We start from the raw sequence: 21,686 nt of genomic DNA on the forward strand, positions 1-21,686 counted from the left end.
CTCAGTATAACCCCGGATAAGGTTATGGGAACAGTTTAGCCCTATTGAGACGCTCACTAAATAAGCGCACTCTGATACTTGTGTAGTATGTTAGCCAACAGTCTAACCGGGTGAGTCAATGAGTCAGGCGATTGATAATCGGCCAGTTTTTGTTGATATTGATCCATTTCCTGTAGCAAGCAGGCGAAGTAATTGCGCCGTTTCTGATCGTTTTTTGCATTAATAACCCGTTCGACGGTATAGCGGATCTGTTTGTGGAAAGCGCTCAATTCGGGATTCGCCGGGATTTCAGTATTATTGAGCCGCTGATGCACAATGATCAGCGTCAAGGCCAAACGATACTTATCAATATCACCGGGAAACATTATCATGAGCTGATTCAGTTGCTGGTATAACACCGGTAAATTATGCTCGCTGCGGCGGGCTTTATTGGTGGTCAACGACGATACTGCACTATAAACAAAGCGGTTCAGTAAGGTTCTGCCCGTTCTGTCTTTGGCGTTATCACGGATCAACAACAGTACAATCAACGACACGAAGCAGCCGACAATCTGGCCCAGAGCGCTGTCGAGAAACATGCTGACATTAAATTCCATTGGGTTACTCAGCACCATGATGTTGATAGTACTGGCCAGTGTCCCAAGTGATCCTAGCCGCCGCTTTTGCACCTCGATACCGATAATAAAAGCCAATAGCCCGAGACTGATACACAGCAGCAACATGCTTTGTTGAGTCGATGGAATAATAAACATAAAGTAGAGCGCGCCAATGGGCAGCGCCATGATAACCCCCAGCAGGAAGTCCATCGCGACCATGCGTGGGTTAGGCGTGCGCATTGCCAGTGAGGTCACCACTGCAATCATCACCATGCAGCCAGCACCTGATGTCCAACCGGTCCATAACCAGAACAGCCCACCAATCGCCGTGGCAATACCGGTTCTAAGGCCATTGATCATCGCATGATGGCCTTCGGCTGAAACGTATTTGACCGGGACATCCGAGGCCAGAATTTCTTCTTCCACTCGGCTGATACTGCTGTTGGTATGAATCCCTTTTGACAGCAATAAATAGCGTGTCGCCGCTCCGATCCAACGGCTAATCGTTGGGGGGATAGCCTTGCTGTGACTGGCACCGATATAGCCACGCAATATTTTCATCCGCTGATGAATTTCAGCCGGAGTTTTGGCCGGTTCGCTTAATATTGCTTTCAGCTCAGCGCTCAGCATGTCAGGGTGATTAAGCCCTACCAGATAGCTTTCACATGCCTGGGTGATAAGCGCCAGTGACTCGGTATGCAATACCCGCAAACGGCTGTTACAACGCTGCCAACGGGAAGACTCCATCATCAGATAGCTGCGCATCCCATTGAGTGCAGAAGTATTTTTGACTAGATCATTCCAGGCACGATCGATATCATTTTTTTCTGCCGGACGGATACATAACTGCAATAACGTATATTGATCGACCAGCACTTTATCGACCAACCGATCAATATCCTGTTTGATCGATCGCGGAGAAAACAGCAGATCCGCCATCACCGCACAGACAATCCCCAGCACAATCTCGCTACAGCGCTCAACCGCAAACTGCGGTGTTAAAAGCGGTGTTCCGCTGGTGGTCACAATGATAATCAGCGCGGTGTAACCCGCCAGACCGAATGCGTAAGAGTTCTCAACCCGTACCAGTGAAGAGATCCAGGTACAAACCCCGGCCCACAGGCAGCAAAGCATCAGGGTTAATACCGGCGCTCTGATAGTCAGAACTATAATAACCAAGCCACCGATGCAGCCAATGAATGTCCCGATAATACGTAACCAACCACGGTGACGAATAGCACCGGAGAATGGCTCACCACCGGCGACAAAAGCAGGGCCTGCGGCGACAATCGCCGCGGTCAGCACCGACCAACGCGGCGTTTCCAATTGCAGGTGGAACCCCAGAAACAGTGCGGCCACAATGGCAAAACTGAGTTTGAACGCAAAGCGCAGGCGGATAAAGGTCGGGCTGGTCATCTTAGCCAAACTCGCGTAGACGATGCATCAGTTTGACGATCGGCGAAATTTGGTTTGGAGTGCGTTCATTCGCTCTAGTGATAACGACTGTCGCAGTCGTGCCCGCCGGATACGAATGCTGTTGATCTCCACTATCGAGGTGGATCTTCACCGGCACGCGTTGCGCCAAGCGAACCCATTCCAGATTGTTATCAATCGTCGCCAATCCTTTGGTATCAATACTGCTGCTACTGTTGGTGATCCCCGCCGAGATGCTGTCGACAGTACCGTGCAAGATACGGTTGCTGCCCAATGGGGTGATTTCCGCCCGATATCCCGGTTTAACCCCTTCCAATTTAGTCTCTTCCAAATAAGCTAAAATATAAAAAGTATCTTTTTTAACCAATGCAACGGCGGTGGCACCACGGTTAATAAACTCTCCGGCATGGACATTCAGGTTTGTAATCCAACCTTGCGCAGGTGCCCGCACGGTAGTTCGCTCTAAATCAAGTTTGGCCAAATCACGAACTGCGATGGCTTTAGCCAACTGATGTCTTACGGTTTGCAATACGTTGTTGGATTGATCAATCTCTTCTTGTGACATGGCCTGAATTCCCAGGCGCTGCCGTCTGCCGGACTCACGTTGTTTTTCCGCAGCCAGCGTCTGGTAGTAAGCCACATCCGCTTCAGATTCTGCCAATGCTTGCTGGTAACGGGGTTGGTCAATAACGAATAAGATCTGGCCTTTTTGCACCAGTTGGTTATCTTTTACTGGCACCTCGGTGATAAGCCCACTGACATCTGGCGCGATAGCGACCACATCGGCAGTAAATTTAGCATCACGAGTCCACGGTGATTCGGTATAAAAAGCCCAGACTTTGAAAATAGCGATAACCGCCAGTAAAACCACCAATAAGGTGATGCCGATACGGATTATTTTTAATGAAAAAGTACTCACGGCGACCTCAGGAAAAAAACAGGATATTAAGTAGAAAAGGCAACAAAACAGCGCGGAATTAAAGAGCGCTGGATGCCAAACAAATTCATAAATGCCAGTGGGTTGCAGCACACGGTGCAAAACAAAGAACAGCGCCAGCGAAAGGAGCAGCTCAAAAAATATTGGCGGAAACGAGAGACCAAATATCACCATCACCGGAAGCAACGTCATTCTGTAGATCCTTTCTATATATAAGTGCCAGTGAACCAGCTTGAATAAATAATAAAACGCACGAGTGAACTCATCCAATCACCAGAAACCACTACCAAAGCATCAGCCAAATGGCTGACTTATAGGTTAAACTTGATTGATCAGTGCGACTGCAACGTGAACCCGGTGAGATAACACTTCGACTGCGCGGTTTTCAAACCTAAAACGATTCTCCCGACCGCTGTATATTAGCCTGCTTATTATAAACTTATCTACAATGCGTGATCTAAATCACTTTTAAGCCAGAGTTAACAATCAATCACACGTTAACAATTGATACAAAGCAAAAAATCAACTCAAGGTGAATAATGGAAAGATTAAAACGGATGTCAGTATTCGCCAAAGTGGTTGAGTGTGGGTCTTTTACTGCCACAGCCCGGCAGTTGGAGATGAGTGTGTCGTCCATCAGCCAAACAGTATCAAAGCTGGAAACGGAGCTGAATGTTAAGCTGCTTAACCGCAGTACTCGCCGTATTGGTTTAACGGAAGCAGGCCGGATTTATTATCAGGGTTGTCGACGGATGTTGCAGGAAGTGCAGGAAGTTCATGAGCAGTTATATGCTTTTAACAATACGCCAACCGGCACCTTACGCATCGGATGTTCCTCAACGATGGCGCAAAATGTGCTGGCCACCATGACCGTAGAGATGCTCAAAGAGTATCCCGGTCTGTCGGTTAATTTAGTCACCGGCATTCCCGCACCCGATTTAATTGCCAATGGTTTGGATGTGGTGATCCGCGTTGGCGCGTTGCAGGATTCAGGGTTATTTTCACGCCGTCTCGGCTCTATGCCGATGGTGGTCTGCGCCGCCAAAAGTTATTTAGCGCAACATGGCACGCCAGAAAAACCCAGCGATATGACCAATTTCTCCTGGCTGGAATACAGCGTGCGACCTGACAGTAACTTTGAATTGATCGCACCGGAAGGCATTACCACGCAAATATCCCCCCAAGGTCGCTTTGTCACGAACGACTCACAAACCATGATCCGTTGGCTCAACGCTGGTACGGGCATTGCTTATGCGCCATTGATGTGGGTAATAGAAGAAATCAAGCGGGGCGATGTGGAGATACTGTTTAAAAAATACCATTCCGATCCCCGCCCGGTATATGCACTCTATACCGAGAAAGATAAAATGCCGCTCAAGGTTCAGGTCTGTATCGATTATTTGACCGAGTACTTTAAACGGGTGGCTGAGGTATATCAGGGCTATCGCTGAATACATCATAGTTATTCGGTGCTTAATTTAATTCTAAACTAAGCACCCAGCTAACCACTTTTACGCTGTACCGCCTACTGTCAGATTATCCAGCTTCAGGGTTGGTTGACCAACACCCACCGGCAGGCTTTGCCCCTCTTTGCCGCAAACGCCGACACCTTTATCCAGCGCCAGATCGTTACCGACCATCGAAATCTGCTGCATGGCTTCAATACCGGAGCCAATCAAAGTGGCCCCTTTTACCGCGCGGGTGATTTTGCCTTTTTCGATTAAATACGCTTCAGAGGTTGAAAACACAAACTTACCGGAAGTGATATCCACCTGACCACCACCAAAATTAGGTGCATACAGGCCATACTCCACACTGGCGATAATCTCTTCCGGTGTCGACTTACCGGCCAACATATAAGTGTTAGTCATCCGAGGCATGGGTAAGTGTGCATAGGATTCACGGCGGCCGTTACCGGTAGGTGCAACCCCCATCAGGCGCGCATTCAGTTTATCCTGCATATAGCCTTTCAGAATACCGTTTTCAATCAATACGTTGTATTGGCCCGGTACACCTTCATCATCGATCGCCAGCGATCCACGGCGGCCTTGCATGGTGCCATCGTCCACCACAGTACAGAGTTCTGAAGCGACCAATTGACCCATTTGCCCACTAAATACCGAGCTGCCACGGCGGTTGAAGTCACCTTCCAAACCATGACCGACCGCTTCATGCAGCAACACACCCGGCCAGCCTGCGCCCAATACAACTGGCATTGCACCGGCAGGTGCTGCGACAGCAGATAGATTCACCAGCGCCATACGAACCGCTTCATTGGCAAAGTTATCGGCACGCACTTCACCGTCGACAGTTTCCAGGAAGTAATCATAGCCGAAACGGCCACCGCCACCACTGGCACCGCGTTCGCGTTTACCATTGTCTTCCACCAATACGCTAACCGATAACCGCACCAGTGGGCGCACATCTGCCGCCAGTGTGCCATCCGTTGCGGCGACCAGGATTTGCTCATAGACACCGGTCAAACTGGCGCTGACTTCCTGCACCCGCTTATCAGCAGCGCGCGCGACTTTATCTACGCGATGCAATAAAGCGATTTTGTCTTCGCGCGACAAACTTTGTAACGGGTCGAGCAGCGGATAGAGTGCCTGATAGCCAATCTCACCCAAGGTATGCACTTGACCGTTACCGGTGTCACGTACAATGCTGCGCGCGGCATGGGCACTTTGCTGCAAAGCATTCAGAGTGATTTGATCCGCGTAAGCAAAACCGGTCTTTTCACCGCTGACCGCACGCACGCCCACGCCCTGATCAATATTGTAAGAGCCATCTTTAATGATGCTGTCTTCCAACACCCATGCCTCATGGAAGCTGGACTGGAAATACAGGTCAGCATAATCGAGGCGGCGTTCAGCCAACTGCCCCAACACTGAGAACAAGTCCTGATGGTTCAGCTTGTTAGCAGCGAGTAACTGCTCACTGACAAACGAGAGGCTCATAATTTTCACTCTTAATTAGATGGTTTATTCAACGACGGCACCAACGGCGGCAGGAAGCGATTATGCTGCAATACCGGCATCTGGTTACGAATATTTTTCAAACCTGTGGTTTCAATTTTGACTTTTAAAGCAGCAACCGCATCTGGATTCTGCCCAATGATTTTACCCCAGGCATCAACCGCCATGGAGTGGCCCCAAGTGCGGCGAGTGGCACCATGCCGCCCGACCTGTGCTGCGGCCAGTATCACACACTGGTTTTCAATCGCCCGTGCGCGCAATAATATTTCCCAGTGCGCTTCACCGGTCATTTTGGTAAAGGCTGCTGGAACAGAGATAATCTCAGCACCTTGCGCCCGCAAAGCCTGGAACAAACCAGGGAAACGCAAATCATAGCAAACGGTCATGCCAAGGCGACCTACCGGCGTGTCCACCACGGTCAGTTGCTGGCCCGGTTGATAGGTATCAGACTCACGGTAGTGCCCATGTGTATCGTTAATGTCCACATCAAACATATGTATTTTGTCATAGCGGGCTTTCAACTCACCTTGATCATCAAACAACAAGCTACTGCTGGTGATCAAATCAGGTGATTCGCGGCTTTCCATCGGCATGGAGCCAACCTGTATCCAGACACCATACTTACGCGCCATTTCACGCACTTCCTGTTGCAATGGCCCATCATTATGTGGCTCGGCATTCTTTCGATAAGACGCTGCATTGGCGAATAGCAATGCGTTTTCAGGCGTCATAACCAGTTTAATACCTGAGCTTAACTGTTTGATCTGTTGCTCAATTTGAGCCAGATTGTCACGGATATTTTCACCGCTGCATAACTGCAATAATGCAACATTGGCATTTTTCATGGCGCCTTACTCTCCTTTAGCTGGCGTAATACTTCATGGATATTCGGTTGATCGATGTTGCCGGTAATCTGGTAGCGAATCAGCGAAACCTTACTCCATAACGGCCCTAAAATCTTAGATGCCGCAAAGACGGCTGCGCCAACCACTGGATTAATTGCAAAGGCGGTCGCGACACCGACGGTAGCTGAAATATCGGGGGTGATAACCGCTTCCATATCTATCTGCCGCTTAACCAAATCCACATTGCCGTTCATAGCGATATCGGCCGCCAGGCCATCCACCACTAAGTCATTGGTATGCATCACGCCATTTTTAATGTTGGCAGTACCGCGAATTGAGTCAAATGCGAAGTCACGACTAAACGTATCACTAAAATCGAGCTGGAGCTTACGTAATAGTGCGTCAAAACTCACCAGACGCAGTAACTGCCCCGCGCGTCCACCACCGAGATCACTCAGTTGGCCTCTGCCCAATCTAGTTTTTAATGTCCCATTCAGGGTATTTATCTGTGGCTGCCAGGGAACACCGTGCCAGCTTACGTCGGCGTTGATATCAAAAGATGCGCCCTTGATCGGGGTTGATAACCCAAAGAACGAGATAGTTTCGTCAATTTTTGGCCCATTCAGCGTAATGTTAAACGCCGTTTTATCACCATTACCATCTTGCTGCCATTGACCGGAAACTTTAGCTTGCCCATTGCCCGCGTCAATCAATCCGTTAGTCAGCACCAGTACCGAGCCTTTCGGTGTTAAATCTGCATTAACCCGCCCAATATTCTGGCCCAGAATCCAACACTCTTTGCAACGCAATTGCAGTGCTGGCCAATCATGGAACGAGATTGTGCTGGCACTTTTTGGCGTCTGCAAGGCCGCTTGTTTGAGCGGATTTTTCGCCTCACTGCCGCCCCATTGCGGGTTGTAATAGAGGTAACTGATATCGCCATGCCACGGGGCATGGGCCGCCATCAGCAAGCTACCATCAACCTCTTGCCCTTTGGCTGTCAGTTTCGTGCCACTTAGCAGCGGCTCGATCAATAAGGTCAATTGATGCCATGCCTGCCCACCCACGAATAGCTGTGGTGTCTGCAAGGTCAGGCGTTTCGGCAAAATGACATTGGTGCTGCTGCCTTTGATTTTCGCTTGATCCGCTGAAGCGAAAGGGGCGGCTATCACCGCAAACTGCGGAGCCAACAATGCCAGCCAGCGCTCCCCATCAAGAGCGGGTAATTTGAGCACCAGACCGTTGCTTTCAGGGAGCTGCGGTATTTTTTTGCTGTCGGTTTGCCAAATGGCTCGCGCCAACTCTACGTTATCTTTTTGCAGTAACCACTGGCTGTTGAAAGCGCTATTGTTACCCGCCGTCCCTGAGAGGGTGAAATCGTCCAGTCCCCCTACCGCCTGAACATGTAACGGCAACACCTGACCCGTTGTTTTATCCAGCGGTGGTGGTAAGTGACTGCTCACTTTTTTCAAGTCGGCGTTGACATCAATTTTGTAATTTGGCTTACCATTCTTAGGCAATTGTACCGCGACCTTACCTTGCCAGTTGGCACTGCCATTAAGTAATTTCGCCACATCATCCGGTACGCCGGGTAACTTCGCGGGTAACCAGTCGCCGCGCAGCCCTACATTGACCAGAAAGTTCTTCGGCTGCTCTTGTGTCGTGAAATCAACCGCCAGCGGCTGCCCGAACCAGTTGGCGGATAAGGTATCGCTATCGAGATTGCCATCATTAAAACGGAATTTACCGCTGATATTCTCTAACTGACTCTGTAACGGCTTAACCAGCAGGCTGTTGTTATGCAGCGTCACTTCACCACTGGCATGAGTGATGCGATTCTCTTCCAACGGAATATCTAGGTGTAAGCGCCCACTAACTTCACCACCCACCTGCAACTCTTCCAGTGCTGCCGCGACCGAATCATTAAGTGGCGTCTCGGTAAAGTAGTCATGGACATCGCTCCCCTCACCGACAACCTCAGCATCGACATATAACTTTTCTTTCAGATAATCCGGAATAATCGCCGTGATATTGCGGCCCGTGACATTCCCCAGCATGGCGTGGGGGGCGTCCATCCACAGCCCTTCATTGAGGAAATCGAGGTCGATAGCCAGATTTTCAAGCGCGGGCCAATCCGGTTGGAACTGGAAGGTGGCGTTACGCAGCGGCACATAAACCTGGAACTGCCCCTCTTTCTTTTTGTAAGGGAAATCATGAGGATTGCCGTTATAGATAAGCGTGGCGTTGTCTACCTGCCCCCCCTGTAACGCCTCGGTCAGATAGTCGGCCAGCTTCTTGCCCATCAGCGGCTCAGGGAAATAACGCCAGGCATCGGTCGCATCATACAGGCGGATACCGGCCAGAATTTTCAGCCAAGGCTGCCCAATATCGGGTTGCTGATAGCGGAAACTGCCGGTGCTCCACAAAGACTTAGCCCGCACATCCAGTTGGTCACTCCACAGCTCCCAGCCGTTATCATCCACCTGCCAGTTCAGTGATCCACTGGCCTGACTCACTTCCAGCGGCGCGCGGAACATATCACCATAGGGCAATGTGCTGTCTTTGAGGTTGATATCCAATCGCCCATTTTCAGCCGACCCCCTCAGCGCACCAGCAAAATGATTCACCCCTGGCAGCAGATTCCAGTGTTGCCAACTGACATCGTGCCATTTAGCTTGAAAACGGAGTTTTTCCGGCTGGCTAATGGGAATGTCCAATGCCAGTGCATCCACGCGGCCTTGTGGTTGTAAGTCAGCCCAGCTATCGAGTAGTTCCGGTGTGAAAAGTGACAGGGTGGGTAACAGTGGCCCCACCCGCTCCAACTGAATATTGGTAGCACGAATACGTAACTCTTGAGCTTGGTCCGGGCCGATAAATTGGGTATTTTCAGGTAGCCACAGTGCGGATAAATACCCTTTAGGCCATGCCTGACCATCGGTTTTCAGATTCAGTTCCGGCGCATCAATTTGCCAACCATTGCCCTGTCGGCGGCCTTCCAGCACAAAATTATCCACCGCTAGCTGATGTGCTTTACCCGCCACAGTCCAGTTAGCCTGCCCCTCGCTGAGCAGTACATTGCCGTGGTAGATTTCGCCACTTTTAATCGTTAACCACGCCGCCAGGCTGAATTCTGCGCTATCCAACCCGGTATTAGCCCGTAGCCAGCGACTGATCCACGGTTTCAGGTCGATATTATCGGCCTGCATATAAACTGTGCCGTTATTAAGAATGCCCTGATTGTCGTGCAAATCCATCCGCACCTGCACTACACCATGCTGACCATTAATGGTGGACAGACTGATTTCGCCTTCAGCACGATGCCGGTTATGGGAGTTAAGCCAGGTCAGTTGTGGTATATCTAATTTGGCACGCGGGCCAGAGGGAGTGAGAAACGAAATACGGCTGTTACGCAGGTCAAAATGGTCTAACCGACGCAAGAAGATATCGGCCAGATTACCCGCTTCAAGATTGCGGCTATTATTTTGCTGCATATTCAGCGTGGTATTGAGGTCCAGCTGCAACTGATAGAAGGTCATATCGCGCAATTGCCAGCGCCAATGCAGCAGCGATTGCCATACATCCAGTGCCAGCGTAACCCGTTGTACTTGCCAATCGGTGTGTGGCATTTTCACTTGGATATCGCGTAATTCTAACGTCGGGCCAAAAGATTCCCACGCCCCTTGCATGAACCCTATTTCCAGAGGGATACCGCTGACGGACTGGATCTTAGCCACTATTTGCGGGCGATAATCGTTGATGAGCGGCAACATCATACGTAGCCCACTGACCAACAGCGCCACCACAACAATTATTGTGACGCCTGTTGCGAGCATTATCCTGGGCAGTCGCCTCACACTTCTCTCCTTGGCATCCGCTACAAATGTGGCAGCGGGTATTGATAGACCCCATACCCAATAAATTTCGAAATGCAGGAAGGCGGCAAGCGAATGACAAATTGGTTGCAAACCATTTTGAACGGCGCTTGCGCTGGCCCGCAGGGTGAGCCTCTAATGAGGCTCATAATCCCGAATCACTTACATCAGTTAAGTGATTCGGGTGATTGAACGCAGCCAACACACCTGCAGTTTGAAAGATGACGGGTATATCCCTGTAAGGCAGGGAGTGCTTACATCATCACCACATCAAACTGTTCTTGGTTATACAGTGGCTCAATCTGAACTTTCACCAGCTTACCGACGAAGATTTCCACTTCTGCCAGCGCATGAGATTCTTCGCCTTTCAGCGCTTCCCCTACCGCTGGTGACGCATAAACCAAAAAGCGATCAGAATCATAAGCATGGTGTACGCGGACAATTTCACGCAAAATTTCGTAGCACACCGTTTCAACCGATTTCACCGTGCCACGGCCACGACACGTCGGGCATTCATTGCACAACACATGTTCGATGCTCTCCCGCGTGCGTTTGCGGGTCATTTCAACTAAGCCTAGCTGAGAGAAACCGTTAATACTGGTTTTTACCCGATCTTTACTGAGAGCCTGTTCCAGTGAATGCAATACACGCCGGCGATGTTCTTCATTACTCATATCAATGAAATCAATAATGATAATTCCACCGAGATTACGCATCCGCAACTGGCGGGCGATGGCTTGCGTGGCTTCAATATTGGTATTGAAAATAGTTTCGTCCAGATTGCGATGGCCGACAAAAGCACCGGTATTAATATCCACCGTCGTCATGGCTTCTGTCTGATCGATAATCAGGTAACCGCCTGATTTTAGCTCAACTTTCCGTTCTAACGAGCGCTGAATTTCGTTTTCGACATCAAAGAGATCAAAAATCGGCTGCTTGCCGGTATATAACTCCAGCTTCGCGGTCATTTCCGGAATATATTCGCTGGTAAATTCTACCAGCAAATCGTAAGTCAACTTGGAGTCAACGCGGATTTTATCCAGCGCGGCACCGGCAAAGTCACGTAACACACGTTGCGCCAGCGCCATCTCGCCATACAGCTTATATTTGGTGATATTGCGCTTCTTACGTTCCTGAACTTTAGTCCACAAACGTTTAAGGAAGGCAGCATCGGCAGATAATTCCTCTTCACCAATACCTTCCGCAGCGGTGCGAATAATAAATCCACCCTGCTCATCACAATACGCGGCCACGGTCTTTTTCAGCCGTTCGCGTTCAGCTTCACTCTCTATACGCTGAGAAACGCCCACATGTGCCGCTCCGGGCATTAGCACCAGATAACGGGAAGGCAGGGTGATATCGGTCGTCAAACGTGCGCCTTTGGTGCCAAGTGGATCTTTCACCACCTGTACCATTAAATCCTGCCCCTGACGAACCAGTTCGGCGATATCGCGCACATTGAAATTTTTCTGTTCATCCCCAGCCACGCATTCGGTGTGGGGCATGATATCGGAGGCATGAAGGAAGGCTGCCTTATCCAGACCTATATCGACAAAAGCCGCCTGCATCCCCGGCAATACCCGGCTGACACGACCTTTGTAGATATTGCCGACGATCCCTCTTTTGGCTTCACGCTCAATGTGTATTTCTTGCAAGATGCCACCATCAATATAGGCAACCCGCGTTTCAGACGGTGTGATATTGACCAGTAATTCAGCTGTCATGTATTCCTCTCACATTACGTAGCGCAATGAAATTACTTAGTAATTCATGGGTTTCAACTAACGGCAACCCCACCACGGCATGATAACTGCCAGCAATGGATCTGACGAAGCAACCACCTTTCCCCTGAATACCGTAAGCGCCCGCTTTGTCCGTGGGTTCACCGGTAGCAATATAATTACTGATTTCTAATTGGGATAACACACGAAATGTCACATCTGTCACCACCATGACAGATAATACGTCTTGCCGGTCAGCGAGCGATACCGCAGTGATGACCTGATGCGATTTGCCGGATAACGCACTCAACATTTGCTGTGCATGTGTTTTATCTCGTGGTTTTTCGAGCACTTGCCCATTTAACACCACGATGGTATCTGCCCCTAATACCGGCAAATCCTGTGGTGCAACCATCACACCTGCTCGTGCTTTGTCCTGCGCCAGGCGTTGTACATATTCTGACGGGCTTTCCTCAGGGCGACGTTGTTCTTCAACATCTGTTTGTAACACCTCAAAGGACACATCAAGCAGAGTCAGTAATTCGCGGCGACGCGGGGAACCGGAGGCAAGATACAGGGCGGTCATGGGTCTTAAGTCCTTATTGCACCGAAAATTTACGGCGAATTTTACGCATTAATAAGAATAGCCAAGGCCATAGAATACCGTTTACTACACTGCTCCAGAAAACTTCTGGGCGGAATGAGACATTAATCACTAAAAACTCAGACCAGAACACCACGACATCCATTGTCAGCGAAAGGAGCATAACAATGAGCGCCTGCTGCCACAGTGCCATGTTGCGGAAAAGCTGAAACTTAAACGCCACCAGATAGGCCACGATACTCAGTGCCAGCGCACGCACCCCAAGGGTTGATCCTAAAATGAGATCCATAATCAGCCCAAGAATAAATCCGGTACCTACATTCACCCGGTGCGGTAACGCCATCACCCAATAAATTAATATCAATGCCAACCAGGAGGGGCGGAACATATAAATCTGTTCCGGCCACGGCATAATTTGCAGCACCATAGCAATCAGGAATGATAACCAGATAACCCAACGTCCATTACTGCTGTAACGGTTCATGGCGAGACTCCCGGCGTAGTGACTGTGGCGGGAGCCGTCACCACAGGCGGAGCCGGTGGCCCCATCGCGTCAGCAGCAGGTAGCACCTGTGACATCATTGGTGCCAGACGTTCGTTCGCCACGCGACGCACTTCATCCGCGGGCAACGGAACATCGCCATTACGATCAGCGCCCCACAATAACAACAGGTAACGTAAGCGTTGTAAATCAGCGGTTGGGCGTGCCTGAATCACAGTGTAAGCACGCTGGTTATCCACTTTGACAGAAGACACTACGGCCACCGGATACCCTTCGGGGAAGCGACCACCCAAGCCAGACGTGACCAACACATCACCAACGCGAATATCGGTATTGCTAGGCAAATGCTCCAGTAATAGGTCATCAGTACAACCACTGCCGGCAGCAATCACCCGAATATCATTGCGCAGTACCTGAATAGGTAGCGCATGGGAAGCATCGCAAATCAATAATACGCGGCTGGTTAACTTACTCACCGCCACAACCTGGCCTACGACACCACGGTCACTAATAACCGGCTGGCCTTCGTACACGCCATTGTTAGAACCTTTATCGATAACAACCTGATCACTATAGGGATCTGTCCCACTGGACATCACCTGAGTCACCATTTTTTGCTCATCTTGACGCAACGGAGAACCCAGCAATTCACGTAAGCGGTTATTTTCCTGCTTAAATTGCCCAAGTAACTGTAAATCAGTATTTTTCAGTAATAACTCTTGGCGCAATGCACGGTTTTCCAGCTCCAACTGCCCACGGGTAGCCAGAGTTTCGGAAACATTGTCGAGAACTTTTCGTGGCCCGTTGGCCAGAAAATAGAAAGGACTGACGGCGGTGTCCATGTAGGTCCGTATTTTAACAAACGTACCCAACCGGCTATCGGCGATAACCAACGCAATGGCTGCAAGAACGGCAAAAAAAAGTCGCAGTTGCAGGGATGGACCCCGGCTAAAAATCGGCTTCATAAGTTATGCGTATTCCTCGACGACAAAAGGAGGTGCCAAACAATTTGATCTGGCCCTCCTCTTTTTTGGCTGACTATTATTCTTCGCTGAACAAATCGCCGCCATGCATGTCGATCATTTCCAACGCTTTACCACCGCCGCGTGCTACGCAGGTCAATGGATCTTCTGCTACCACCACCGGAATACCGGTCTCTTCCATCAGCAGGCGATCCAGGTTACGCAACAATGCGCCACCACCGGTCAATACCATACCGCGTTCAGAGATATCGGAAGCCAATTCTGGCGGGCACTGCTCCAGCGCAACCATAACCGCGCTAACGATACCGGTCAGTGGCTCTTGAAGCGCTTCGAGAATCTCATTGGAGTTCAGAGTAAAGCCACGAGGTACACCTTCAGCCAGGTTACGGCCACGGACTTCGATTTCCAGAACTTCATCACCCGGATAAGCAGAACCAATGCTGTGCTTGATACGCTCGGCCGTGGCTTCACCAATCAATGAACCGTAGTTACGACGCACATAATTAATGATAGCTTCATCGAAACGGTCACCACCGATACGAACAGAAGAAGAGTAAACCACGCCATTTAGAGAGATAACGGCCACTTCTGTGGTACCGCCACCAATATCCACAACCATTGAACCGGTTGCTTCAGAAACAGGCAGGCCAGCACCAATCGCTGCGGCCATTGGTTCTTCAATCAGAAACACTTCACGCGCACCTGCGCCCTGAGCAGATTCACGGATCGCACGGCGCTCAACCTGAGTTGCCCCGACCGGTACGCACACCAAGACACGCGGACTTGGGCGCATAAAGCTGTTGCTGTGAACTTGCTTGATAAAGTGTTGCAGCATTTTCTCAGTGACAAAGAAATCGGCAATAACGCCGTCTTTCATCGGGCGAATAGCTGCGATATTGCCAGGGGTACGCCCTAGCATCTGCTTGGCATCATGGCCCACAGCCGCAACGCTCTTCGGTGAACCGGCACGATCCTGGCGAATAGCAACCACTGAAGGTTCATTCAGTACAATGCCTTGTCCTTTAACATAAATAAGGGTATTGGCGGTACCCAAGTCGATGGACAAGTCGTTGGAAAACATGCCACGAAATTTCTTAAACATAACGAAAGGATAATCCTGCAAGCTGGGGGCGGAAAATAAAATCCGCCTACTTTACCAACCACACGAAGCAGCGACAAGGCGCAAAAACGTCCTGATTCGGTGAAAAAGTAGCTGCGTTATTCACATCTCGTTGCAATCAAAGCCCATCTTGCCAGTAAAGGTTGAATAACCGCCCCGACACAACACGGACTCTGTGTAACGACTGGCGTAACACAGCACATAAAATCTAACATTTAACCTGATTCTCGTTGAAAGTAAGCGCCCACCAACGATTTACGGAAATGGTTGACACATTCTACGTTAATTTTTGCTCAACGATCAGGCTAAACATGGCCCTATTACGAATATTTTTTCTTTCCGGCGTTCAAAGGCATCGGCGGAGCAAAAAAATTGCCCTGCCCGCCATGAACACCTTTCGCCTGTAGCGTTTGCCATTCTTCACGGGTAAGAACTTCTGCCGCAAAAACTTTCGCATGTGTTCCTGCACAGGCACCGGTCAGACTTTCGACAAATAGCTGATTTTCATAACGTAAATTAATGCTTCTTACTAATCCGGGATGAAGCTTTATCATTTCAACCCGCAACAACTTAAGATAAGAGGTGCTGACAACCGTCAATCCAGCCTGTGAAACCATCACTTCGCACCCTACGCCGAGCAGCAAACGGATCATCGGGCGAATTCGATCGATATGTTGACACACATCTGCCTCTGCAAGTTCAAAGATAATACGCTTTCTGTCAGATTTTCTGCATTGCAATAGCGTATCCCGCAGCCAGCGCTGGAAAGGACGCTGTAATAATGAATCAACGCAGATAGAAAATGCCAGAGTTTCGTCAGGCCATAAAGCTAATAAAGGAATTATCCGATCAATTTTCTGACGGTCATAGCGTTCCGCTAATCCGAGCAATTGTACCAATGGCATGAATTCAGCAGCCAGTAACTCTTTCTCGCCATCATATATACGGCTAATCACTTCACGATGATGAACTTTACCGTCTACAGTAATGACGGGTTTTTGATATAACCGTGGGCCACCGTTTACCAGTGTTTGTTCCAGCAAAGTACGCCATTTAACACTACCACGGCCACTTTCGGGTACCTGCGTATCATACACATACCAACCGTTACCCCCATACAACGCCGCATTTTTAGTCGCTTGTCCAGCATTATCCATAATCTGTTCTGCCGATTCTCCACGGCGGTAAGCCACAATTCCAATATGCAACAGTGACTCACGGTCAATTATATGTGGCTCTGGTAGCGATCCGACGGCGTTGACCAACTGAGCGGCCATAACCTCAGCATCTTTCAGTGTTTTGTGTGGCAATAAGATTGCCATGTCACTATTTAGATAACGGGCTAGCAAGGCCGAGGGGTAACGGGCGACAAACGTGGACAGCAGGTTAATCAACGAACTCATCAATTCTTGTACTTGCTGATTATCTCTCGTGTCATTCAGGCTATCAAAGTCCGGTAACTGCACCACCATGACTACACCATGCGCGCCGGGTTCCTCCAACTGAGTCGTCAGTTGGTTATCAAAAAACTGGCGGTTGTTTAGCCCGGTCTTGCCATCCTGAGCAGCAAACGTGCGAATTAACGTATCAACGCGATTACGCTCTTCGCGAACCTCCGCTAACTCCGCCAATAGATGATCGATGGCCCGGCTCGCACAAGGAGGCCATTCATAATCCTCACTACGAATGGCATATTCGCGTTCACCATTGAGAATACGCTTGGCTCGTCGCTCAAGTTTCTCCTGCCCTGCCGTTTGATCCCGCAGCCAACGGAAGCTCAGTAGCAGCGTCAACCCCACCAGCACAACGACCAGTGACAGAATTGCCGCCGCATAGAGGGAGCGGGTATAGCTTTTGAGGGGGTCGATATAGGTAAAATGCATGGTCGCCCCCGACTGATGCAGCATCGGCAGCGCCAAAGTGCGATAGCGGCTTGCTTGATTCCAGGGAGCATAAATCGCTGGGAGTTTAAGATGATACAAGGTGCTGGTCTGGTTATTCACACTGAGTTCCACCACACCAATGGCCTGCATCATCAGCGGCAACCATTCACGTTGTTTATCTGCCGGTTGCTGTAATAGTGACTGATCATAAGCCGTCACGATGCTCTGGAGACGGTGCTCCATTTTTTTCTGGCATAAATAGAAGAAACTGACGGTACTGCCCAGTAACACTAAACACATCGCCAATACGACCAGCAGCGTCATAAACGCAGAAAGTTTGGTTGTAAATCGCATCCCTTAGCCTTGCGTTGTGCAATTAAATGGAAAAAAGCCCTCAGCTCCTTGGGGAGAACACTATATGACAAAAACCGGGCGCAACGCTGATTTTTTACCTCATGATGCGATAAATACACAATAATTTGCTCTTTTTCCCTGACGTTCGTGCAATCCCTGGTTAAAGAATAGCTGCTGACAAAAACCATCGACATGATTTTTGTCCTTGATCAGGCTCAAAAGTTGCCGTTAACACTATATTGGCTCACTCTTAGCCCATACGTTTCTGTATTTCTCATAATGCATACCTCACCTCATTGGCGTTGCAGCCAGTAAGTATCGATGATAACCACGCTGCAACGTGAAGCCGGCAGGGTATTAGGAGTGTTATATGCGAGCGCTTGTCCTTGAGCAAATTGAAGGCCGTACTATCGCCGAAGTACGTAACATCTCACCTTCACAACTGCCTGCGGGTAATGTCACGGTTGACGTCAATTGGTCCAGTCTGAATTATAAAGATGCATTGGCGATCACCGGAAAAGGGAAAATTATCCGCGAATTCCCGATGGTGCCAGGCATTGATTTTGCCGGAACCGTTCATAGCAGCGAAGATCCGCGTTTTCATGTCGGCCAATCAGTGTTACTGACCGGTTGGGGAGTTGGCGAAAACCACTGGGGTGGTTTAGCGGAACAAGCGCGCGTTAATGGTGACTGGCTGGTCCCCATGCCTGAAGGGATGGACCCACGTAATGCCATGATTATCGGCACCGCCGGGTTTACCGCGATGCTGTGTGTGATGGCGCTGGAGGAAGGTGGTGTGACGCCAGAAAGCGGCGAAGTGGTGGTCACCGGGGCCAGTGGCGGTGTCGGCAGCACCGCAATTGCCCTGCTCTGCGCGCTGGGATATCAGATTGCTGCCATTTCTGGCCGCGACAGTAACAGCGAATATCTGAAGAGCCTGGGCGCGCATCGGGTGCTCTCGCGCAACGATTATCTTGATGCTTCGCGTCCATTGGAGAAACAATTGTGGGCCGGTGCCATTGATACGGTTGGCGACAAGTTACTGGCTAAAGTGCTGGCGCAGATGAGTTACAACGCCACCGTCGCAGCTTGTGGTTTGGCAGGTGGTTATACTCTGCCCACCACCGTGATGCCCTTTATTCTGCGCAACGTGCGCTTGCAGGGCGTGGATTCGGTGATGACACCGCAACCGCGCCGCCAACAAGCCTGGCAGCGGCTGCTGAAAATCTTACCTGACAGCTTCTATCAGCAGGCATCACAATCCATCACGCTGGCAGATGCTCCAACTATCGCCGCACGCCTGCTGGCGAATGAAGTCACTGGCCGGACGTTGGTTAAAGTTCGCTAATTATTGATTTTGCAAAAGTCACCGGGTGGATATTGCTACCACCCGGCCCTATCACTCCGCTCTCAGAAATTTCATATTTTTCCCAGCAGCCTCGCACTTGTGTCCATAAGCCGCCATGATTAATACCATAATGGTCAGTATGACTCCCCTGCCCGATGGAGTAGGTCTATGAACAACTTTTTCTCTCATTCAAAAAATAGTCTTCGTGGTAGCAGTACCAAACCACGCAAGCTGACCGAAGCTGACGTCACGCCGGAAAGTATTTTCTATCAGCGCCGCAAGGTGTTGCAGGCGTTGGGGATCACGGCAGCATCACTGGCCTTGCCCACCGCGGCACAGGCCGACTTGTTAGCATGGTTTAAAGGTAATGGCCGCCCTAAAGCGCCGTCAGGCAAGCCATTGACGTTTACCCCATCAACGGCTTATCACCCCGATCTGGCAATGACGCCAGAAGACAAAGTGACCGGTTACAATAACTTCTACGAATTTGGTCTGGATAAAGCTGATCCCGCCGCCAATGCTGGCACGTTAAAAACTGAGGGTTGGCAGATACGTATCGACGGTGATGTGGCTAAACCGATGACACTGGATATTGATGACCTGATAAAACGCTTCCCGTTGGAAGAGCGCATTTACCGGATGCGCTGCGTTGAAGCCTGGTCAATGGTGGTGCCGTGGATCGGTTTTGAATTGGGCAAATTGCTAAAACTGGTTGAACCCACCAGTAATGCCCGCTACGTCGCGTTTCAGACACTTTACGCACCGGATCAAATGCCAGGGCAGGAAGATCGCTTTATTGGCGGCGGCCTGAAATACCCTTATGTCGAAGGACTACGGCTGGATGAGGCAATGCACCCACTGGCCTTTATGACTTTAGGTGTGTATGGCAAAGCCCTACCGCCACAAAATGGTGCACCACTGCGGCTTATCACGCCGTGGAAATACGGTTTTAAAGGAATAAAGTCCATTGTTCATATTCGCCTGACTCATGACCAGCCGCCCACCACCTGGAACCTGAGTGCGCCTAACGAATACGGTTTTTATGCCAACGTAAACCCGCATGTCGACCACCCACGCTGGTCGCAGGCTACCGAGCGTTTTATCGGTTCAGGCGGCATTTTAGATGTACAGCGCCAACCGACGCTACTGTTTAACGGTTATGCCGATCAGGTCGCCTCGCTGTATCGCGGTTTAGACTTAAGGGTGAATTTCTGATGCGACTCAGCTTGCGGCAAATTAAATGGCTAAAAGTGGCTATCTGGCTGGCGGCATCCTTACCGTTCCTGTGGCTGGTTTTATCGGTCGATCAGGGTTGGTTCAGCGCTGATCCCGCCAAAGACATTCAGCATTTTACCGGCCGCATGACACTGAAATTGTTATTAGTTACGCTAGTCGTCACACCGTTGGCACGCTACGGCAAGCAGCCATTGCTTATCCGCTGCCGTCGCCTGCTCGGATTGTGGTGTTTTGCCTGGGGCACGCTGCATCTGGTCAGTTATTCTGTTCTGGAGTTAGGATTGAGTAATATCAGCCTGTTAGGGCGAGAACTGGTTACCCGCCCCTACCTGACGTTGGGCATTATCAGTTGGCTATTGTTACTCTCGTTAGCCGTAACATCCACTTTGTGGGCGCAACGAAAAATGGGACCCAACTGGCAAAAATTGCATAATTTGGTGTATCTTGTCGCCATTCTTGCACCAATTCATTATCTTTGGTCGGTGAAAACGCTTTCGCCACTGCCGATTATCTACGCCGTGGCAGCGGTTATATTGCTGGCGCTACGCTATAAAAAATTCCGCCAATGGTGCCGCTAACTGCCTGAACTTATCATCGTTCTCCCCATCATAAATAATGCTGAACGCACAGTTCGCACTCTTTTCTATTGAATATCTTCGCTGATAAGACCAGTATTTAGCTGCTAATTGCTACGATATCATTATAATGCCCGACCTTAGTGCCGATCGCAGTGTCAATTTCGTCGTAAAAAGGTGACAAATCGGTGACATCAGGTTATTTTTTACGATGATGGACTAATTGCCGGAGATACCTGCACAATGTCGGATAAGTTTCACATTTTGCTTCTAAATGGCCCTAACCTGAATCTGCTTGGAACGCGTGAACCGGAAAAGTACGGTTACACCACACTGGCTGAGATTGTTAGCCAGTTAGAGGCTCAAGCTCAGGGATTGGATGTGGCGCTGTCCCATTTGCAGTCGAATGCAGAACATGCGCTGATCGATAGAATTCATCAGGCTCGGGGTAATATCGATTTTATCCTGATCAACCCGGCAGCGTTTACGCATACCAGCGTGGCGCTGCGCGATGCATTGCTAGGTGTGCAGATCCCGTTTATCGAGATCCACTTGTCTAACGTGCATTCCAGGGAGCCTTTCCGTCATCATTCATATCTCTCTGATATCGCGGTTGGCGTAATCTGTGGACTTGGCGCAGATGGCTACAACTTTGCTTTACAGGCAGCGGTAAATCGCTTGTCAAAATCCAACTAATGCAA

16 protein-coding genes and 1 pseudogene are annotated in these 21,686 nt (G+C 49.9%); 5 read left to right on the forward strand and 12 right to left on the reverse strand.

All coding sequences use genetic code 11. The annotated features are described in order from the left end of the window. Positions 1 to 56: 56 nt before the first annotated feature. The 3 genes and pseudogenes from aaeB to aaeX form a co-directional block, all read right to left on the reverse strand. The gene (gene aaeB / locus YALDO0001_RS07255) at positions 57 to 2,012 is read right to left on the reverse strand and encodes a p-hydroxybenzoic acid efflux pump subunit AaeB (protein WP_004701440.1); all 1,956 of its coding nucleotides are present in this window, start codon (positions 2,010 to 2,012) and stop codon (positions 57 to 59) included. Position 2,013: 1 nt separating this feature from the next. After that, positions 2,014 to 2,949, reverse strand: coding sequence for a p-hydroxybenzoic acid efflux pump subunit AaeA (aaeA, locus tag YALDO0001_RS07260; protein WP_042839552.1), 936 nt, complete (start codon positions 2,947 to 2,949; stop codon positions 2,014 to 2,016). 24 nt (positions 2,950 to 2,973) lie between these two features. After that, positions 2,974 to 3,159 (reverse strand): annotated as a pseudogene (gene aaeX, locus YALDO0001_RS22340) (p-hydroxybenzoic acid efflux pump operon protein AaeX); the annotation flags it as partial. 347 nt (positions 3,160 to 3,506) lie between these two features. On the opposite strand from aaeX, the gene aaeR reads away from it, so the two are divergent. After that, on the forward strand, positions 3,507 to 4,418 hold the full coding sequence (aaeR, locus tag YALDO0001_RS07270) for an HTH-type transcriptional activator AaeR (RefSeq protein ID WP_004701445.1): 912 nt from the start codon (positions 3,507 to 3,509) through the stop codon (positions 4,416 to 4,418). Positions 4,419 to 4,478: 60 nt separating this feature from the next. Here aaeR and tldD read toward each other — a convergent pair whose 3' ends face one another. The 9 genes from tldD to csrD all read right to left on the reverse strand — a co-directional run bounded on the left by tldD (position 4,479) and on the right by csrD (position 17,826). After that, positions 4,479 to 5,924 (reverse strand): metalloprotease TldD, encoded by a 1,446-nt coding sequence (tldD, locus tag YALDO0001_RS07275; protein ID WP_004701449.1) that lies wholly within the window; start codon positions 5,922 to 5,924, stop codon positions 4,479 to 4,481. Positions 5,925 to 5,935: 11 nt separating this feature from the next. After that, on the reverse strand, positions 5,936 to 6,787 hold the full coding sequence (gene nit1 / locus YALDO0001_RS07280; RefSeq protein WP_042547081.1) for a deaminated glutathione amidase: 852 nt from the start codon (positions 6,785 to 6,787) through the stop codon (positions 5,936 to 5,938). Beyond that, positions 6,784 to 10,641 carry an AsmA2 domain-containing protein YhdP gene (gene yhdP / locus YALDO0001_RS07285; RefSeq protein ID WP_071986386.1) on the reverse strand — a complete coding sequence of 1,286 codons (3,858 nt, stop codon included), beginning with the start codon at positions 10,639 to 10,641 and terminating at the stop codon, positions 6,784 to 6,786. The genes nit1 and yhdP overlap by 4 nt, the downstream gene beginning before the upstream one ends. Positions 10,642 to 10,913: 272 nt before the next feature. After that, a complete protein-coding gene (gene rng / locus YALDO0001_RS07290; RefSeq protein WP_042839544.1) occupies positions 10,914 to 12,383 on the reverse strand; it encodes a ribonuclease G in 1,470 nt (489 codons plus the stop codon). Then, on the reverse strand, positions 12,373 to 12,966 hold the full coding sequence (locus YALDO0001_RS07295) for a Maf family protein (RefSeq protein ID WP_004701458.1): 594 nt from the start codon (positions 12,964 to 12,966) through the stop codon (positions 12,373 to 12,375). Before YALDO0001_RS07295 ends, rng begins: the two co-directional genes overlap by 11 nt. Before the next feature lie 13 nt (positions 12,967 to 12,979). Continuing rightward, complete coding sequence (gene mreD, locus YALDO0001_RS07300; protein WP_042547084.1) at positions 12,980 to 13,468, reverse strand: rod shape-determining protein MreD; 489 nt, start codon at positions 13,466 to 13,468, stop codon at positions 12,980 to 12,982. Further along, positions 13,465 to 14,451: a rod shape-determining protein MreC gene (gene mreC, locus YALDO0001_RS07305; RefSeq protein ID WP_004701461.1), complete on the reverse strand. Its 987-nt coding sequence runs from the start codon at positions 14,449 to 14,451 to the stop codon at positions 13,465 to 13,467. Before mreC ends, mreD begins: the two co-directional genes overlap by 4 nt. 76 nt (positions 14,452 to 14,527) lie before the next feature. Continuing rightward, the gene (gene mreB / locus YALDO0001_RS07310) at positions 14,528 to 15,571 is read right to left on the reverse strand and encodes a rod shape-determining protein MreB (RefSeq protein WP_002228205.1); all 1,044 of its coding nucleotides are present in this window, start codon (positions 15,569 to 15,571) and stop codon (positions 14,528 to 14,530) included. A gap of 338 nt (positions 15,572 to 15,909) precedes the next feature. Beyond that, complete coding sequence (gene csrD / locus YALDO0001_RS07315) at positions 15,910 to 17,826, reverse strand: RNase E specificity factor CsrD (protein WP_042839545.1); 1,917 nt, start codon at positions 17,824 to 17,826, stop codon at positions 15,910 to 15,912. Between the two features lie 370 nt (positions 17,827 to 18,196). Here csrD and acuI point away from each other — a divergent pair, with 370 nt between their 5' ends. The 4 genes from acuI to aroQ all read left to right on the forward strand — a co-directional run bounded on the left by acuI (position 18,197) and on the right by aroQ (position 21,681). Then, positions 18,197 to 19,174, forward strand: coding sequence for an acrylyl-CoA reductase (NADPH) (gene acuI, locus YALDO0001_RS07320; protein WP_004701468.1), 978 nt, complete (start codon positions 18,197 to 18,199; stop codon positions 19,172 to 19,174). Between the two features lie 168 nt (positions 19,175 to 19,342). Next, complete coding sequence (gene msrP / locus YALDO0001_RS07325) at positions 19,343 to 20,389, forward strand: protein-methionine-sulfoxide reductase catalytic subunit MsrP (RefSeq protein WP_004701470.1); 1,047 nt, start codon at positions 19,343 to 19,345, stop codon at positions 20,387 to 20,389. Further along, a complete protein-coding gene (msrQ, locus tag YALDO0001_RS07330; protein WP_042839546.1) occupies positions 20,389 to 20,988 on the forward strand; it encodes a protein-methionine-sulfoxide reductase heme-binding subunit MsrQ in 600 nt (199 codons plus the stop codon). The genes msrP and msrQ overlap by 1 nt, the downstream gene beginning before the upstream one ends. A 240-nt stretch (positions 20,989 to 21,228) precedes the next feature. Next, positions 21,229 to 21,681: a type II 3-dehydroquinate dehydratase gene (gene aroQ / locus YALDO0001_RS07335; protein ID WP_004701473.1), complete on the forward strand. Its 453-nt coding sequence runs from the start codon at positions 21,229 to 21,231 to the stop codon at positions 21,679 to 21,681. Positions 21,682 to 21,686: the final 5 nt, after the last annotated feature.

This window comes from Yersinia aldovae ATCC 35236, from assembly GCF_000173735.1.
In the GTDB taxonomy this organism is placed as follows: Bacteria; Pseudomonadota; Gammaproteobacteria; order Enterobacterales; family Enterobacteriaceae; genus Yersinia; species Yersinia aldovae.

Excerpts from the sequence above, each read along its gene's own strand:
- aaeB (WP_004701440.1), bottom strand. The coding sequence starts at position 2,012 with ATGACCAGCCCGACCTTTATCCGCCTGCGCTTTGCGTTCAAACTCAGT.
- aaeR (WP_004701445.1), top strand. The coding sequence starts at position 3,507 with ATGGAAAGATTAAAACGGATGTCAGTATTCGCCAAAGTGGTTGAGTGT.
- tldD (WP_004701449.1), bottom strand. The coding sequence starts at position 5,924 with ATGAGCCTCTCGTTTGTCAGTGAGCAGTTACTCGCTGCTAACAAGCTG.
- nit1 (WP_042547081.1), bottom strand. The coding sequence starts at position 6,787 with ATGAAAAATGCCAATGTTGCATTATTGCAGTTATGCAGCGGTGAAAAT.
- rng (WP_042839544.1), bottom strand. The coding sequence starts at position 12,383 with ATGACAGCTGAATTACTGGTCAATATCACACCGTCTGAAACGCGGGTT.
- YALDO0001_RS07295 (WP_004701458.1), bottom strand. The coding sequence starts at position 12,966 with ATGACCGCCCTGTATCTTGCCTCCGGTTCCCCGCGTCGCCGCGAATTA.
- mreD (WP_042547084.1), bottom strand. The coding sequence starts at position 13,468 with ATGAACCGTTACAGCAGTAATGGACGTTGGGTTATCTGGTTATCATTC.
- mreC (WP_004701461.1), bottom strand. The coding sequence starts at position 14,451 with ATGAAGCCGATTTTTAGCCGGGGTCCATCCCTGCAACTGCGACTTTTT.
- mreB (WP_002228205.1), bottom strand. The coding sequence starts at position 15,571 with ATGTTTAAGAAATTTCGTGGCATGTTTTCCAACGACTTGTCCATCGAC.
- csrD (WP_042839545.1), bottom strand. The coding sequence starts at position 17,826 with ATGCGATTTACAACCAAACTTTCTGCGTTTATGACGCTGCTGGTCGTA.
- acuI (WP_004701468.1), top strand. The coding sequence starts at position 18,197 with ATGCGAGCGCTTGTCCTTGAGCAAATTGAAGGCCGTACTATCGCCGAA.
- msrP (WP_004701470.1), top strand. The coding sequence starts at position 19,343 with ATGAACAACTTTTTCTCTCATTCAAAAAATAGTCTTCGTGGTAGCAGT.
- msrQ (WP_042839546.1), top strand. The coding sequence starts at position 20,389 with ATGCGACTCAGCTTGCGGCAAATTAAATGGCTAAAAGTGGCTATCTGG.
- aroQ (WP_004701473.1), top strand. The coding sequence starts at position 21,229 with ATGTCGGATAAGTTTCACATTTTGCTTCTAAATGGCCCTAACCTGAAT.